This window comes from Lonepinella sp. MS14436, assembly GCF_042470565.1.
Taxonomy (GTDB): Bacteria; Pseudomonadota; Gammaproteobacteria; order Enterobacterales; family Pasteurellaceae; genus Lonepinella.
The window spans coordinates 979347-994288 of sequence record NZ_CP170385.1 but is presented as its reverse complement, the minus strand read 5'-3'; the positions used below and the strand labels follow the sequence as shown (position 1 = coordinate 994288).

The window sequence follows — 14942 nt, the reverse complement described above, 5'->3', positions numbered from 1 at the left end:
ACTTACTTTTTCTTTGCTCGTGCAAAGCAAAAGTAAGCAAAAAGAAACACGCCCCGATTTTGCCTTGTTTCCTGAAAATCCATAAATTTTTTTAACGGAAAATGGCTGAACTCGCTACGCTCAAACAGATGCCATTTTCCTAAAAATTTATGGATTTTCAGGCGGCAAAGACGGGGACATATTGGATAAAAGGAAGAAAAAATGTTCCAAACAAATTGGCTTTGGTTCGCTATCGGTTCTGCTTTTTTCGCAGGATTAACAGCTATTTTTGGTAAACTTGGGGTAGAGGGCATGAATAGCAATCTTGCGACATTCATTCGCACTATCGTCATTTTCTTTGTTGTAGCTGGCATTATTACTATGCGTAACGAATGGCAACTGCCACAACATATCGCTGCTCGTCCTTTCACATTCTTAGTGCTTTCGGGGGTTGCTACGGGTTTGTCGTGGCTCTGTTATTACCGAGCTTTACAACTCGCCCCCGCCTCTTGGGTTGCTCCGATTGATAAATTAAGCGTGGTGATTGCGATTATTTTAGGGATTGTGGTGCTTGGCGAACCTTTTAGCTTAAAACTATTAATAGGATCAATTTTGATTTTATCTGGTGTATTAGTCTTAGCCTTGTAGTAAAAGAAGCTCAGTTAAGTCAGCCATTTCCACACTAGGCAATAATCGTGCTTCACTAAATTGACTCATGCCTTTGCCCGATAGATTTAACCAAACCGCTTGGCAACCCGCTTGAATTGCACCTTGTACATCAGTAATCAAATTATCGCCAACATGTAAAATTTCACTTGTTTTGATACCAAAATGCTGGGCAGTTTGTTGAAATAAATCAGCTTCAGGTTTGGCTCGACCTTGTACGCCACCACACAAAATTAAATCAAATTGGGTTAAATCAATACGTAATGGATCAACATTGCCATTGGTGATAGCCACTAAAGGATAACGTTTTTTCAGTTGGTTGAGTAGGTTAATACTGGTTTGTGGTACGGTAATTTTATGTCGCCAATGTAAAAAATGTTCAATGCACGCTTTGCAAAGTTGCTCAATTTCCACCGCACTTTTACCGTGTTTTTGTAACACCGTATGAATAGTTTTAATTCTCCATTCGGTCACATTTTCACAGAAAATCGGATCTTGTTGGAAAATCTGTTGTTTACATGAAAACCACATTTCATTGCCTAATTCTGCAATTTGGCTTGCATTTCGCAGAAATTCGATACATTGCTGTTCTGCCTGATAAATCACAGGGACATTATCATAAAGCGTATCATCAAGATCAAAGCTGATAACCTTGAAAGGGGTAAAAGTGCGGTAGAATTTCATTATGTTTTTCCTATTTTCTTTTCGCACGGGGATGTGCCTGATCATAAACATCAGTCAAATGTTTAAAATCTAAATGAGTATAAATTTGTGTTGTTGCCAGATTACTATGCCCTAATAACTCTTGCACAGCTCGCAAATCAGAACTGGCTTCAAGCATGTGAGTAGCAAAGGAATGGCGGAGTTTGTGCGGATTGAGGTGAGCATTTAAACCCTGACGAATACCCCAAATTTCCATCCGCTTTTGAATGGAACGGTGCGACATTCGATTACCAAGGGAACTCACAAATAAGGCATCATCTTTCGGGTTAAATAATAACCGCACTTTGAGCCAATCTTGAATCGCCGTTGAAGCGTGGCGACCAAAAGGCAAAATCCGCTCTTTATTACCTTTCCCCAACACTCGCACTTCTCGAGTACGTATATTTAGGCTGGTTAAATTCAATCCTTGCAATTCTGATAAACGTAAACCTGAACTGTACATTAATTCCAACATAGCTCGATCTCGCACATCAATCGGCTCTTTACTGTTATTATTCAACAGTTTAGCCACTTGTTCATTGTCAATATTTTTCGGCAAATGCTTGCCTTGTTTCGGGGCGGAAATGCCTATCGCTGGATTAACCTTTAATTCCCCTTGCACCACTAAATAACTTAAAAATTGCCGCAACGCCGACAAACGTAGAGCAAGGCTTTTTTCGTGTAAGCCAGATTTTTTACTACTGGCTAATATAAATCGCACCACACTTGGCGTAACCTGCTGCCAATGTTGAATCCCTTGTTCATTCAGCAAGATTAGCACCACGGCTAATTGACGTTGATAATTCGTCAAAGTATGGTGGCTCAGTTGACGTTCAATACGTAAGAAATCGTAGTATTTTTGTAGCCATTGTTCCATTATGCTTTCTCGCTATTGTTTTTCGCAGGGCAATAGCCAACGGTGTAAATGCAATTCCACAATATCCACTAAATGAGAAAGAAAAGCGGTGTCTTGTCCGTTGTAAAAATGTTGTGTATCACGAGCAGAAAACAGCAAAATACCATTAGCTTGATGCTGATTAGGTTTAATCCCAAGCAAACAGCAAGCCACTGATCCTACTGGCAATTCATCTAACAAAAACAGTAAGGATTTTTCTCGATTACTCAATTCGCCCAAATAAAAACGGCGTAAGCCAAAACGTTCAAGGCGAATCAATTCAAAGCCTTTGCGATCTAACCAGTTCTTATCGCTAATTTGTTCCCCTTGCCATTTATCCCGAAATAACAACAGTTTAACCTGCTGTAAATCAAATTTCTTCGCCCACTGATTTAGTATTTCAATGCCTTGCTCAAGGGTTTCCGCACTGGCTAATTTTTTCTGTAACGGCATTAAAGCGAAGAAAATATCCTGTTCTTGATGAGCTAATTGTTGAAAAATGGCGAGTTCGCTTTGTAAGATTTTAATCTGCTCTCGTTGGCGTTCTAATTGCATTTCCACTAATGAAAGTGAGCCTTTTTGAGCGTGAGGAATGACCAATGTGTCTAATAAATCTAAATGTTGAGCAAAAAAGTACGGTGTGTTTTGCAGAAATTTTACGACTTGTTGTTCTAAAATATTTTCGCTCATTTTTTTCCCCCCATTTCCCTAAAAAAGTGCCTTACAGTTTAATCACACCATCATAAATATGGGTTGCTGAACCTGTCATATAAAGAGGATAACCTTCACCTTGCCATTCAATCATCAGGCTACCACCTAGTAAATCTACCTGTACTTGACTATCTAACAATCCTTGCATTATCCCTACTGCTGCCGCTGCACAAGCCCCACTGCCACAAGCCTGTGTTTCACCAGCACCACGTTCATACACCCGCAATTTAATATGATTGCGATTGATCACTTGCATAAAACCCGCATTAACACGTTCAGGAAAGCGTTCATGATTCTCTAACAATGGACCGAGTTGCTCCACATTGGCAGTGACAATATCATCTACTTGTACGACACAATGGGGATTCCCCATCGATACCACTCCAGCAAACACAGTTTGAATTTCAGTGCGTAAAATATAATTTTTCTCAAATTTATTGGCAATAAACGGAATTTTATTGGGTTGCCAAACAGGTTCCCCCATATTAACTCGCACATTATCATCATCTAACACGGATAACATCATATTGCCTTTTGCGGTGCTGACGGCAATATCTTTTTTATTAGTTAAGCCTTTAAGTAGCACAAAACGAGCAAAACATCTCGCTCCATTGCCACATTGGGCAACTTCGCTCCCATCTGCATTAAAAATGCGATAATGAAAATCTAATTCAGGATCGTAAGGCGGTTCAACGATTAACAACTGATCAAAACCAATACCACGATGGCGGTCAGCCAGTTTTTTGATCAATTCTTCAGGAAAATAGACATTCTGTGTCACTGCATCCACCACCACGAAATCATTGCCTAAACCGTGCATTTTAGAAAACTGCATTGTTTTCGTCCTTAAAATTCGTTTATGTTATTTGGCATTATAATCGGCAAAGGGCGTTGAGTAAATCAACGCCGTGAAATTTAGACAAGTTTGGTGAGAAGATTAGGCAATGGCGGCAATGCCTTTTTGTTGTACAATATTCAATAATTTTAATGCAGCTCCCGTTGGTGTCTTCACACCACGTTCCCACGATGATACAAGGCTTTTGCTCACATTGAGATAATCTGCAAAAGTGCTTTGCGAAATACCAGCATTTTCACGCAATTGGTAAATCTCATGGCTAGAAAGAATTTTGGGGGAATTAGGGGCAAGGCAGCTCTCGTCAAATTCTTTCATCGTTTTTTCATCAATACCACCCACTTCGTATAAATCCATCGCATTTTCGTGGATTTGTTGAAAAATTTCACTGCGATATTTCATAAATTTCTCCTATTAAACAAAAATTTCTATTATGGCTTGTTGTTTGATGTAATGAGCTAGGGTTTCATCAGAATAATGAAGATAGATTTTCGCTAATTTTTTTAGTTCTGATAATTCTTCTTTGGTGATGTTCTCTCGATTATTTTTTTCAAAAATGGATGCAAAAAAGTATTTTTGTCCAATTTTATAGAAAATCAACGCACGATAGCCTGAAGATCGCCCCTGTCCCTGTTTGGCAATGCGTTGTTTGATCACATTACCACCAAGATCCGCATCAATCAAGCCACGTTCGGCTCGTTCAACAGCTTCAATTAACAAGCTGTCATCAATGCCCTTTTTATTAGCAAACGCTGTAAAGGATTTGGTTTTGAAAATTCGCATAAATTATCTGTCATCTTAGGTTCAATCGCAATAGGATTTTTACTCTAAAGTGATCGATGCTAGATGAATAGAAAACAATCTCAATTTTGGAATTGAGATCACAAAAGTAGGGTTTTCTCTCAGCCGAACAGCAAATTAATTCAACTTAATTTTAACCATTTATTAATTAATCTTCCCGATTTAGAAATATAAAAATCACCATTTTGTATTCTGCTAAATAATATGTCATTTCGCTCTATTGGTTGTTGAAGTTGAACCCGAGTAGGTGTCTGAATGCTGAAGAATATAGCCCTATCGTAGTCAAATTTTCCTTGACTTCCTGATTGGATTCTTGTTCGATCTTGCTTGCTTGCTTGCTTGCTTGCTTGCTTGCTTGCTTAGCAACACTAATGCATTATCAAAATTATTTTCACCAAAAATAATTGGTAAGGTATTTTCAAGCTCTTTAAAAAGCGTATGAAGTTGGCTTAAGTCGTTTTCAAGTTGATGAGTATTAAACTCTTCTTTTAACTGATCTAACAATTCTTCTGCATCGTCACCATAGTTGCCATTTCCATACATAGTAAGGGATAAGGTTGAAACGGTGTTGGCATTGTTTTTTAATTGTTCAATTCTGCTATTTATTTTATCATTACAATTTTGTTTAATACTATTTAACTGTTGGATAATATCCAAGCATTTATTTTTTACCTTATTAAACTGAGTTAAAAACTTCATCAATGACATTTTTTGAAATTCATAGCTTTGTTGTTTAATAGAATCATAGCATTCAATACCTTTAAATTTAATTTTCGCATTGTCTAAATTTTCTATTACGCTATTCATCACATTTTGTCGATCTTCGGCAGATTTTAATCCTGCTTTATTTAATACGACAAAAAGATTAATGTCATTATTTTTGCTCAAGGCTTCTTTCAAAAATTTAAGATCACTTTGTGGAATGGTGCCGTTGGTATCTAAACCAATTAACCAAATCAAAGCATCGGCATCTTCAATAAACCCTTGAGCCGTTTGCATATCTTGATCGGTGTAACTTTGTGATGAAACGGCAGGATTATAGCCAGGAGTGTCAACAAAACATAAATGTTCAAATTCAATATCTGCTGTTAAAAATATAAAGGGCATAATATCTTTCAAATTAAATCCAAAGCTAGAAATAAAATGATGATTTAATTTGGTGGTGAAGTCGGGATCAATGTCGGTGAGTTGAGCGATTCCGCCTTTAAAACTACGACCAATTACGGCATTTTCGGCATTATCACTTTTTAACACATAACAAGGAATGGCTGTAGTCGGTTCAATGCCTTCGGCTAAATTGGCATTTTTGTCATTCTGATTTTGCTTAATAAAGCTATTAATAAATCTGGATTTCCCAGCACTGTATCCGCCAGCAATAGCAATGGTAGTTTTTTGATAAAACTCAGGATAAGACTCAATCATCTTTAATTCGCTGACGATATTTTGTAACTGTAATAGCATATCGCCACCGATCACCGAATTATGGTCTTGGGAAAACGGAATAAAACGCTCTTGAATGATTTGATTAAAAGATTCTGCTCCATTATTTTTAATCGGGGCAGACACTAAGCTAGAAATTAAATTCAAACGCAAATTGGCATCATCAATTTCTTGTTGCATTTTATTTATGGTGCGATCTAAAGAATCAATTAACCTATTTTTACCATCAATTTCAGTCTGTAATTCATTAATTTCATTCTCTTTTTGACGACATTCTTTTTTTAATTGACTCAAATTTTCTTCAAGTTGCTCAATTTCTTCTTCTTTTTCGCTAAGCTCTGCATTGAGATTTTTAATGTTTTTCTTTTGTTTTTCAATATATTGTTGTAGCTCTTCAATTTCTGCTTTTTTAAGCTGAATCTCATCATTGGCATCATTTAACGCTTGTGTTAAGCTGGCGACTTCCGCACGAAGTCTTTTCTTTTCACCAAAAAATTTAAACATTATAGTTCCTCCAATAATTGGGTTAATTTATCTTGAATTGTATTGAATTGAGCAAGATTTTTTTCTTTATCTTGAATATCTTGTTTTTTCTTACTAATACTCGCCGAAAGTGTATCCGTAATCATTTCCGCAAAGTGAATAGTTGAAAGTGAATGTTGGATTTGTGAACTATATTGTTGAACCGCTGATTCCAATTCATTTTGTAACCCTGCTGAATATTGGAAAACGTCATTTAAATAGGCTTTAATTTGGCTTTTCCCTTCAATGACATCCGTTCGGTTAATACTATTTGGAATCCGTGAAGATAATTTAAACGCACGAGCTGGAAGTGAATGGATTACTCGCTCCACCGCATTTTTAACGGTGCGTACATCAATTCCTAATTTATTTGCTTTAATAATATTAACAACGCTTTGGCGTAATTGCTGTTGCCATTGTTGATAATGTTCTTTGCGAGCCGATTCTAATTCATCAACACATTCTTCTCGGGTATCTAATAACGCATCTAAAATACGGTCAGCATAAATCACATCAACATTGTATTCTTGATTATAGGTATAGGGAACTTGGATAGTTTTACTGATTGGAACGCGTACTTCATAAGATTCATAGTCGTAATCATTAATTAAGCCACCAGTAAACCAACTTAATCCTCTCATTACTACGTTTCTTTTAACTTTACGATATTCTGTTTTTGTTTCCCATTCTGTTTCAATTTTTTCTCTATAGCCTGTTTTTTGCTCATAGCGAGTTTCTTGCCCACGATTATTATTTGCAGTACGCTCTAAGTTTCTTAACAATCGAGTAATTTGCTGATTAAGATCAGCGGATAAGCTAGAAATCAGCTGTTGACATTGGCGTGCATATTCTGCATTTAGGTTCGTTTCAACCCTATTTTTTTCTTGCTCTAAAGAACGTTGTTCTTGTTCCAACTGTTTTAAATCAGTATTTTCAAGATCGCGAATCTCTTGACGCACTTCTTTATTGAGCTTTTTAAGGATTGATTGAAGTGTTTTTATTTGTGCTTGTTCAGCATTGATTTCTCGTACTCGCAATGTGTTAGTCGCATTTTCACGACTAGTTTCAATAATATTATTTAACTGGTCAATGCTTGCCATTTTAGCCAACTCTATTTTGGCTTGCTCTGCGTTATTAAACACATCACCATAATATTCACTTAAATTTCCCCAAACCGTTTGAGTATTTGCATCCCAACTAGCTTGATTATCAAACTGTTTTAATAAGGTATATGCCACACTTGATGAACAAATAACAGGATTATCTAATTGGGTAATATCCGCTCCGCCCACTTCATTAAGTGTATTATTTTGGAAATTATTTTCAGCCTGTGTTTTTAATTTAGCACTAATACGATCTAACACTTCAGAGGGTGTATGTAATCCTTCTTTTTCACTACCAAATAATTGGTCATCCACTTTACTTGCCACAAAATGAATATTTTTTCCTTCCACACCACGGGCAATACGAGAAATTAAACTAATATCATCACGGCTTAAAAATTGACCTGAAGGCGAAACGACTAACACCACATCACAAGAACCAAGTAATTCGTGAGTACGAGCCTCTCGAGAAACAATGGGATCATTAATCCCTGGAGTGTCAATAATATTTAACCCTTTCAAGGATGGATAAGGTAAATAAAGATGAATAGATTTAGTAAATGGCATATATTTGCCATTCGCTCCCACATAATCCACTAACTGTTTATTTAAATCCTGAATATTGTCTGCCACAAGCGTAGTTGGAATATCGCTTAAACAAACAGTTCCTTTTTTAATTTGTTGGCTTTGCTCAAAGCTGGCTTGTAAAACAATCGGTGCTTCAATGGCATTCGCCTGAGCTTTGGCTTTTTTTCTGAGTTCTTGCTCTCTTTCCGAACTTAATTCTATTTGCCCCAATTTTTTCGGTTCACTGTTTTTTAAGCGTTCAAAAAAGCGATTTTCTTGATCTTTAAACCATTGATGATATTCAACGACTTTTTCTTCCATTTTTTGAATATCGGCTTCGTCAAATTTCTCTACATCAGCTCGCAAGGTTTCGCCATATTCTAATTGCACAAGAGATGCTGTCATTGGTGTGGCGGCTTTGGGTAAAATATCTTCACCATCAAATACCAGTGCATTTAATAAGGAACTTTTGCCCGCTTTCACTCGCCCAATAATCCCTAATTTTAAAGTGCGGTCTTTATTTTCAAATTCTTTTAATTGTTTGGCTAAAATTTCAGAATTAAATTCTGGGATATTTAAGTTTGCTTTGATTGTTTCAAAATGATGGCTTAATTTGCTTTTATTTTCTTCAACCAATTTTTCAAGTGCTTTAGTTAAGGTAATAACGTTAGACATAATAATCACCTCGTCTTAACAGGATAAATAAGTTTGTTTTAATTGTTGAAGCTGTTGTAAGGCTTCATCTAATGCCATAATTTGGCTCTGGATATTGGCTAAATCACGTTCTTTATTCGCCGTTTCCATTTCTTGCTCTTTTTTAGTTAACTCGGTACTAAAATAATCCGTGACTTTCTCAACCAATTGGCTAATTGCCCTTTCAATATGGGGTTTAATTTCTGTCGTCACCATTGATGGAATACCTACAATAAAATGATTTAATTTTTCTTCAACTTGACGGCGTTGTTCTATTTTTTGTAGGCGTAATTGTTCTTGTTGGTATTGCTCTTGATAACGACGGTTGATTTCTTCTTGTTCTCGTTGTCTTGCTTCTTCGGTATCACGGCTATTTCCACCAAAAATGAGTGAGCTTAAGAATGTCAACCCTGTTTTGACTATATTGGGTACCGGTAAGTTGGCAATAATTGTGCTTAAAATAAGACTAAAATCTAAATCTGTTTCAGATTTTCTGGCAACGATACTGCCACCTGACACAGTGTTATTAACGCAGTTACTAATATCCACATTAGTTAATTCACGGAACATATCTTCGGATTGTCGCATTAAAAATTTATCATCAATTTTAAACCCTTGTAGATGTTGAGTTAAATTGCTCAAATCTTCGGCAATGTTGCTGATAATTTTGCCCCCTAATTCTTTGAGATATTTATCTACTGACAGCGTTAAACGAGTTTTAACAATATGATTAAATTCAGTTTTGAATGTTTCAGGATTTGAAATTGCAGATTCAACAAATTCTGCTTTTTTCTCCATTAGTGAGAAATAAACATCTTGCCCGATTTTTTGAATATCATTTTCTCGATACTCTCGTTTGATTCGTTCAATTTGTTTTTCTCTTTTTTCTTTAAGATTTTTTACGGTATCTTTAATTAACTGAATAGCTTCTTCAACATCTTTTTGTTCGGTTTGGTAAGTGGCTTTGGTGGTGTTGATCGAATTTTCTAGCCCATTGGCAAAACTCGTCAAGGTGTCAATGAACAATTTATGAAAAAGTTTTTCTGGATTAATTGCGGTTAGAATGGTTTGCAAATTCTCTTGGCTTTTATTACCAAAATCATACACGTCTTTTTCTTCGCCAAATTCTGCAAAAAGTTGTTTGCTAATTTGTGCTTTCACCAACGCAACATCACTGGCAGAACGCAGATTTGTTTTGCTTAACGCAAACGCATAATCTTTGCCATATTCTCGTGTTTTTTGAATTTCACGAATCATACTTTGGCTTAATGTGCCTTCATCAACGCCAGTTAAAAAAACAAAATAAACACCTTTGCTTAAATAGCTAAGAATGGCATCATTATGAGTTTTAATTGGGGCATCAAACCCTGGCATATCCACTAAAACTAAGGGCTGAATCTCTTTTAGTTGCTGACTATTAAGATACAGGCGTAAATATTGATATTGTGCCGCATTATCTTTAATTCGTTCAAAGTCCGTTAAATCAAATTCTTGAACACTTTCATCGGCATTAACGGCTTCAATATATTCTCGCTCACTAAACCGCAATTCAGTGGCGAGTGCTGTTTCGGCTTTAACATTGGTCGGGAGAATATTACGTGCTAAGAATGAATTGATTAACGTGCTTTTGCCTGCACTAAAGCCGCCAATCACAGGCACGATAAGTTCCGCTGTTTCAATCTTTTGACGGAGCGTGTCGAGATCAGTTTGATCAAGGTTGATAGGCTGAATAGCTTGTTGTACTGCGGAAAGGTATTGCAAGAATTGAGTTTGAGTTTGGAATTGCATAATTTACGCCTTATTGGTATATGAAAATAAATGGTGCAGAGTATAGCAAAAGAGTTTGACAGGTTGTGTCGCATTTATTGTCGGTGAAGTGCGTTTGTTTTTTTTTTTGATCATTTGATGATTGTTTTTTAATCGCTTAAATTATTGCTACAAAAATCGTATTCAGATCCTTATGTGGGCAAAAGACAATATACAAATTTAATTTAACATAATCCTTGAAATTGCTTAAAAAGAGATCATATAGAGTAATGACAGTAACAACTTACCTATTTTTAAGGAAAATATTATGAATATTGAAAAATTTACTACAAAATTCCAACAAGCCCTTGCCGAAGCACAATCTTTGGCTTTGGGTAAAGATAATCAGTTTATTGAACCTGTGCATTTATTGACCGCACTGTTAAATCAACAAGATGGTTCAATTGCTCCGATTTTAACCGCATCTGGGGTGAATTTGAGTTTATTACGCAATGAATTAAATAATGAACTCAATAAGTTACCACGAGTATCAGGTAATGGCGGTGATGTGCAGATTTCTCGGCAGTTGGTGAATATTTTAAATCTTTGCGACAAAATCGCTCAACAGCAACAAGACAAATTTATTTCATCTGAAATTTTCTTGTTAGCCGCATTAGAAGATAACGGCAGCTTGAGCCAGATTTTACGCAAGTGCGGTGCAAAAAAAGAGAGTTTACAACAGGCGATTAAACAAATTCGTGGGGGGCAGAAAGTGGACGATCAAAATGCAGAAGAAAGCCGTCAGGCATTGCAAAAATACACCATTGATTTAACTGAACGGGCAGAGTCAGGCAAGCTCGATCCTGTGATTGGGCGTGATGAAGAAATTCGCCGTGCTATTCAGGTATTGCAACGCCGCACCAAAAACAACCCTGTGTTAATTGGTGAACCTGGGGTGGGTAAAACCGCGATTGTGGAAGGCTTGGCACAACGTATTGTGAATGGCGAAGTGCCTGAAGGGTTGAAAAATAAACGAGTGCTTTCCCTTGATATGGGGGCGTTGATCGCAGGGGCGAAATACCGCGGTGAATTTGAAGAACGTTTAAAAGCGGTGTTGAAAGAGCTTGCTCAAGAAGAAGGTCGGGTGATTTTATTTATTGATGAAATTCATACCATGGTCGGGGCTGGCAAAACAGACGGGGCGATGGACGCTGGCAATTTGCTCAAACCGTCCTTGGCTCGGGGCGAATTGCATTGCGTGGGGGCGACTACGTTGGACGAATATCGTCAATATATTGAAAAAGATGCTGCTTTGGAACGCCGTTTCCAAAAAGTGTTTGTGGACGAGCCGACTGTTGAAGATACCATTGCGATTTTGCGTGGTTTGAAAGAGCGTTATGAGTTGCATCACCACGTACAGATTACTGACCCTGCCATTGTGGCAGCGGCAACGCTTTCGCATCGTTATATCTCGGATCGCCAATTGCCAGATAAAGCCATTGATTTAATTGATGAAGCAGCCAGTTCCATTCGCATGGAAATTGATTCTAAACCGCAACCATTGGATAGACTCGATCGCCGTATTATCCAATTAAAATTGGAACAACAGGCGTTGAAAAAAGAAGAAGACGATGCCAGCCGTAAACGCTTGGCAACCTTGGAAACGGAGCTAGCGGAAAAAGAACGGGAATATGCGGAGCTGGAAGAAGTCTGGAAAAGCGAAAAAGCCGCCCTTTCTGGCACACAACATATTAAAGCAGAGTTAGAAAATGCTCGTACCCAAATGGAGCAAGCTCGCCGTGCTGGCGATTTGAATAAGATGTCCGAATTGCAATATGGCATTATTCCAAATCTTGAAAAACAGTTAGCGGAAGTGGATAAAGCTGATGGTAAAGAAATGACGTTGTTGCGTAATCGTGTAACAGATGAAGAAATTGCTGAAGTGCTTTCTCGTGCCACAGGGATTCCTGTTTCTCGCATGATGGAGGGAGAAAAAGAAAAATTGTTGCGAATGGAAGATGAATTACATAAACGGGTGATCGGGCAAGGTGAAGCCGTGGAAGCCGTTGCCAATGCCATTCGCCGTAGTCGGGCTGGGCTTTCTGATCCAAATCGTCCGATTGGCTCATTCTTGTTCCTAGGTCCAACTGGGGTGGGTAAAACCGAGCTTTGCAAGACCTTGGCGAACTTCTTATTTGATGATGAAGATGCGATGGTGCGGATCGATATGTCCGAATTTATGGAAAAACATAGCGTATCTCGTTTGGTTGGCGCACCTCCAGGCTACGTGGGCTATGAAGAGGGCGGTTATTTAACCGAAGCCGTTCGCCGCCGTCCGTATTCCGTCATTTTATTAGACGAAGTGGAAAAAGCACACCACGATGTGTTTAACATTTTATTGCAAGTATTGGACGATGGACGATTAACCGATGGACAAGGTCGTACCGTGGATTTCCGTAATACGGTGGTGATTATGACCTCTAATCTTGGTTCAGATTTAATTCAAGAGAACAAAGATTTGGGTTATGACGGCATGAAAGAAATTGTGATGTCCGTAGTGGGTTCACACTTCCGCCCTGAATTTATCAACCGTATTGATGAAACCGTGGTGTTCCACCCTCTTGCCAGAGAAAATATTAAAGCCATTGCTCAAATTCAATTAGCACGCTTAACTAAACGTATGGCTTATCATGGCTATCAATTGCAATTTAGCGATGCCTTGTTAGATTTCATCGGAGAAGTGGGTTACGATCCAATTTATGGGGCAAGACCATTGAAACGGGCGATTCAACAAGAAATCGAAAATCCATTGGCACAACAAATCTTGTCGGGTAAATTGTTACCTGATCAGGTGATTACGGTGGATTATGTGGATGGTCAAGTGGTGGCTGTTCAGTAAATGAAAGATCAAATGGTTGAAATTTGAAATGAAAGGCTTATAATACAGAAAGTCGTGGGTAGGTTGCTACCCTACCCACTTCCATAGCCGTTTAGGCTATTTATTGAGAACTGCTAACAGTACATCGAAAATGGCTACAAACCGAGTACTGAAAGCCCCTACTAGCAGAAGAGCTAGTATCATCAGAGCAATAGTTTCTGATGTTTTCACATAAATCACCCCCTTAGTGCCATAGGACTAAGACGACTAGGCAACGTGCTACGGTTAAGCAAACACGTTGCTCAGGTCGCCGATAGCACGAAAGGAATTATACACAAACCCCTGTCTATATGTCTAGGGGTTTGTTATTTTCTAGTGTTACGAAAATTAACCTCTTTCCTTATATAGTTTTATCCGAAATAAAAAATATTCTTTATCTCATCAGATGAATTTGTTAAAATTCCGTACCAATTGAAATTAGTTATCAATTAGTTTTTTGATTATTTAGACAAAGGAAAGTAGCTATGCCAGCATTATTTGATTTTTTAAAAAGTTATAGTGATTATATTATCATCGGATTACTCTGTTTAATGAGCTTTATTATGGTTTGGTTTGTTATTGAACGCTATATATTCCTTAGCAAAATCAAAGTCACAAGTTATAGTAATATTCACGCCTTAGATATTGAACTCAATCGTCATTTAACCATTATTTCTACCATTGGTGCCAACGCTCCTTATATTGGTTTATTAGGTACAGTAATTGGTATTTTATTAACTTTCTATGACTTAGGTAATTCCGCTGGTGATATTGATGCGGCTACCATTATGCTACATCTTTCTTTAGCCTTAAAAGCCACCGCAATCGGTATTTTAGTCGCTATTCCATCCATGGTATTTTACAGTGCATTGGGACGTAAAGTCGAAGTTAACCGTTTGAAATGGAAAGCATTAAATAGCTCAAAACACATTGAACAATAATTTTGGAGTAATGTTGAAATGAAAAAATTTGATGAAATTAACATTATTCCATTTATTGATATTATGCTGGTTTTACTAGCTATTGTATTAATTACTGCTTCTTTTATTTCACAGGGAAAAATTCAGGTGAATGTGCCTAAAGCATCACAAACGGTAGCGTTTAAATCAGATGATTTAGCTAAATTATTGACTGTAACAGAACAGGGTGAAATCTTTTTTAATGATAAGCCAATTACACAGGAAGCATTAGAAAAAGAAGTTGCAAGCTGGGATAAAACCCAAAAAGTAACTTTAAAAGTGGATGCCAATGCTGTATTCCAAGATTTTGTATCTATTACGGATTTAATGGCTAAAAATCAAATTACCAATGTGGCGATTGTCACCATGAAAGACAAAGGCAAGTAAA

General features: G+C 37.3%; 13 protein-coding genes. 4 read left to right on the top strand and 9 right to left on the bottom strand.

Annotated elements, in window-relative coordinates; translation table 11 throughout:
• Positions 1 to 201 precede the first annotated feature (201 nt).
• Positions 202 to 627, top strand: coding sequence for an EamA family transporter (locus O1Q81_RS04820; protein ID WP_132302279.1), 426 nt, complete (start codon positions 202 to 204; stop codon positions 625 to 627).
• Here the strand turns inward: O1Q81_RS04820 and O1Q81_RS04815 are convergent.
• From O1Q81_RS04815 to O1Q81_RS04775, 9 genes are all read right to left on the bottom strand, one after another.
• Entirely contained in the window at positions 616 to 1329 is a 714-nt protein-coding gene (locus tag O1Q81_RS04815; protein ID WP_386696057.1) for an HAD-IA family hydrolase, read from the bottom strand. The genes O1Q81_RS04820 and O1Q81_RS04815 overlap by 12 nt on opposite strands.
• A 10-nt stretch (positions 1330 to 1339) precedes the next feature.
• A complete protein-coding gene (gene xerC, locus O1Q81_RS04810; protein ID WP_386689982.1) occupies positions 1340 to 2224 on the bottom strand; it encodes a tyrosine recombinase XerC in 885 nt (294 codons plus the stop codon).
• Between the two features lie 12 nt (positions 2225 to 2236).
• A complete protein-coding gene (locus O1Q81_RS04805; RefSeq protein ID WP_386698503.1) occupies positions 2237 to 2932 on the bottom strand; it encodes a DUF484 family protein in 696 nt (231 codons plus the stop codon).
• Positions 2933 to 2963: 31 nt separating this feature from the next.
• A complete protein-coding gene (gene dapF / locus O1Q81_RS04800; protein ID WP_386696055.1) occupies positions 2964 to 3788 on the bottom strand; it encodes a diaminopimelate epimerase in 825 nt (274 codons plus the stop codon).
• A gap of 102 nt (positions 3789 to 3890) precedes the next feature.
• Positions 3891 to 4208, bottom strand: a complete 318-nt coding sequence (locus O1Q81_RS04795; RefSeq protein ID WP_386696053.1) for a helix-turn-helix domain-containing protein — start codon at positions 4206 to 4208, stop codon at positions 3891 to 3893.
• A 12-nt stretch (positions 4209 to 4220) separates the two neighbouring features.
• Positions 4221 to 4589 (bottom strand): type II toxin-antitoxin system RelE/ParE family toxin, encoded by a 369-nt coding sequence (locus tag O1Q81_RS04790; protein WP_386698502.1) that lies wholly within the window; start codon positions 4587 to 4589, stop codon positions 4221 to 4223.
• Positions 4590 to 4889: 300 nt separating this feature from the next.
• Positions 4890 to 6551 carry a dynamin family protein gene (locus O1Q81_RS04785; protein ID WP_386698500.1) on the bottom strand — a complete coding sequence of 554 codons (1662 nt, stop codon included), beginning with the start codon at positions 6549 to 6551 and terminating at the stop codon, positions 4890 to 4892.
• Positions 6551 to 8914: a dynamin family protein gene (locus O1Q81_RS04780; RefSeq protein WP_386698498.1), complete on the bottom strand. Its 2364-nt coding sequence runs from the start codon at positions 8912 to 8914 to the stop codon at positions 6551 to 6553. Before O1Q81_RS04780 ends, O1Q81_RS04785 begins: the two co-directional genes overlap by 1 nt.
• Positions 8915 to 8929: 15 nt before the next feature.
• Entirely contained in the window at positions 8930 to 10720 is a 1791-nt protein-coding gene (locus O1Q81_RS04775) for a dynamin family protein (protein WP_386698496.1), read from the bottom strand.
• A gap of 286 nt (positions 10721 to 11006) precedes the next feature.
• Between O1Q81_RS04775 and clpB the strand changes: the two genes are divergently transcribed.
• The 3 genes from clpB to exbD all read left to right on the top strand — a co-directional run bounded on the left by clpB (position 11007) and on the right by exbD (position 14941).
• Complete coding sequence (gene clpB, locus O1Q81_RS04770) at positions 11007 to 13577, top strand: ATP-dependent chaperone ClpB (protein WP_386698494.1); 2571 nt, start codon at positions 11007 to 11009, stop codon at positions 13575 to 13577.
• Between the two features lie 503 nt (positions 13578 to 14080).
• Positions 14081 to 14536, top strand: coding sequence for a TonB-system energizer ExbB (exbB, locus tag O1Q81_RS04765; RefSeq protein ID WP_386689970.1), 456 nt, complete (start codon positions 14081 to 14083; stop codon positions 14534 to 14536).
• An 18-nt stretch (positions 14537 to 14554) separates the two neighbouring features.
• Positions 14555 to 14941, top strand: coding sequence for a TonB system transport protein ExbD (gene exbD / locus O1Q81_RS04760; RefSeq protein ID WP_386689968.1), 387 nt, complete (start codon positions 14555 to 14557; stop codon positions 14939 to 14941).
• The last annotated feature ends 1 nt before the right edge of the window (position 14942 follow it).

Coding starts and splice junctions, on each gene's coding strand:
- O1Q81_RS04815 (WP_386696057.1), bottom strand. CDS start 1,329: ATGAAATTCTACCGCACTTTTACCCCTTTCAAGGTTATCAGCTTTGAT.
- O1Q81_RS04790 (WP_386698502.1), bottom strand. CDS start 4,589: ATGCGAATTTTCAAAACCAAATCCTTTACAGCGTTTGCTAATAAAAAG.
- O1Q81_RS04820 (WP_132302279.1), top strand. CDS start 202: ATGTTCCAAACAAATTGGCTTTGGTTCGCTATCGGTTCTGCTTTTTTC.
- xerC (WP_386689982.1), bottom strand. CDS start 2,224: ATGGAACAATGGCTACAAAAATACTACGATTTCTTACGTATTGAACGT.
- clpB (WP_386698494.1), top strand. CDS start 11,007: ATGAATATTGAAAAATTTACTACAAAATTCCAACAAGCCCTTGCCGAA.
- O1Q81_RS04775 (WP_386698496.1), bottom strand. CDS start 10,720: ATGCAATTCCAAACTCAAACTCAATTCTTGCAATACCTTTCCGCAGTA.
- O1Q81_RS04805 (WP_386698503.1), bottom strand. CDS start 2,932: ATGAGCGAAAATATTTTAGAACAACAAGTCGTAAAATTTCTGCAAAAC.
- O1Q81_RS04780 (WP_386698498.1), bottom strand. CDS start 8,914: ATGTCTAACGTTATTACCTTAACTAAAGCACTTGAAAAATTGGTTGAA.
- exbB (WP_386689970.1), top strand. CDS start 14,081: ATGCCAGCATTATTTGATTTTTTAAAAAGTTATAGTGATTATATTATC.
- exbD (WP_386689968.1), top strand. CDS start 14,555: ATGAAAAAATTTGATGAAATTAACATTATTCCATTTATTGATATTATG.
- O1Q81_RS04785 (WP_386698500.1), bottom strand. CDS start 6,551: ATGTTTAAATTTTTTGGTGAAAAGAAAAGACTTCGTGCGGAAGTCGCC.
- O1Q81_RS04795 (WP_386696053.1), bottom strand. CDS start 4,208: ATGAAATATCGCAGTGAAATTTTTCAACAAATCCACGAAAATGCGATG.
- dapF (WP_386696055.1), bottom strand. CDS start 3,788: ATGCAGTTTTCTAAAATGCACGGTTTAGGCAATGATTTCGTGGTGGTG.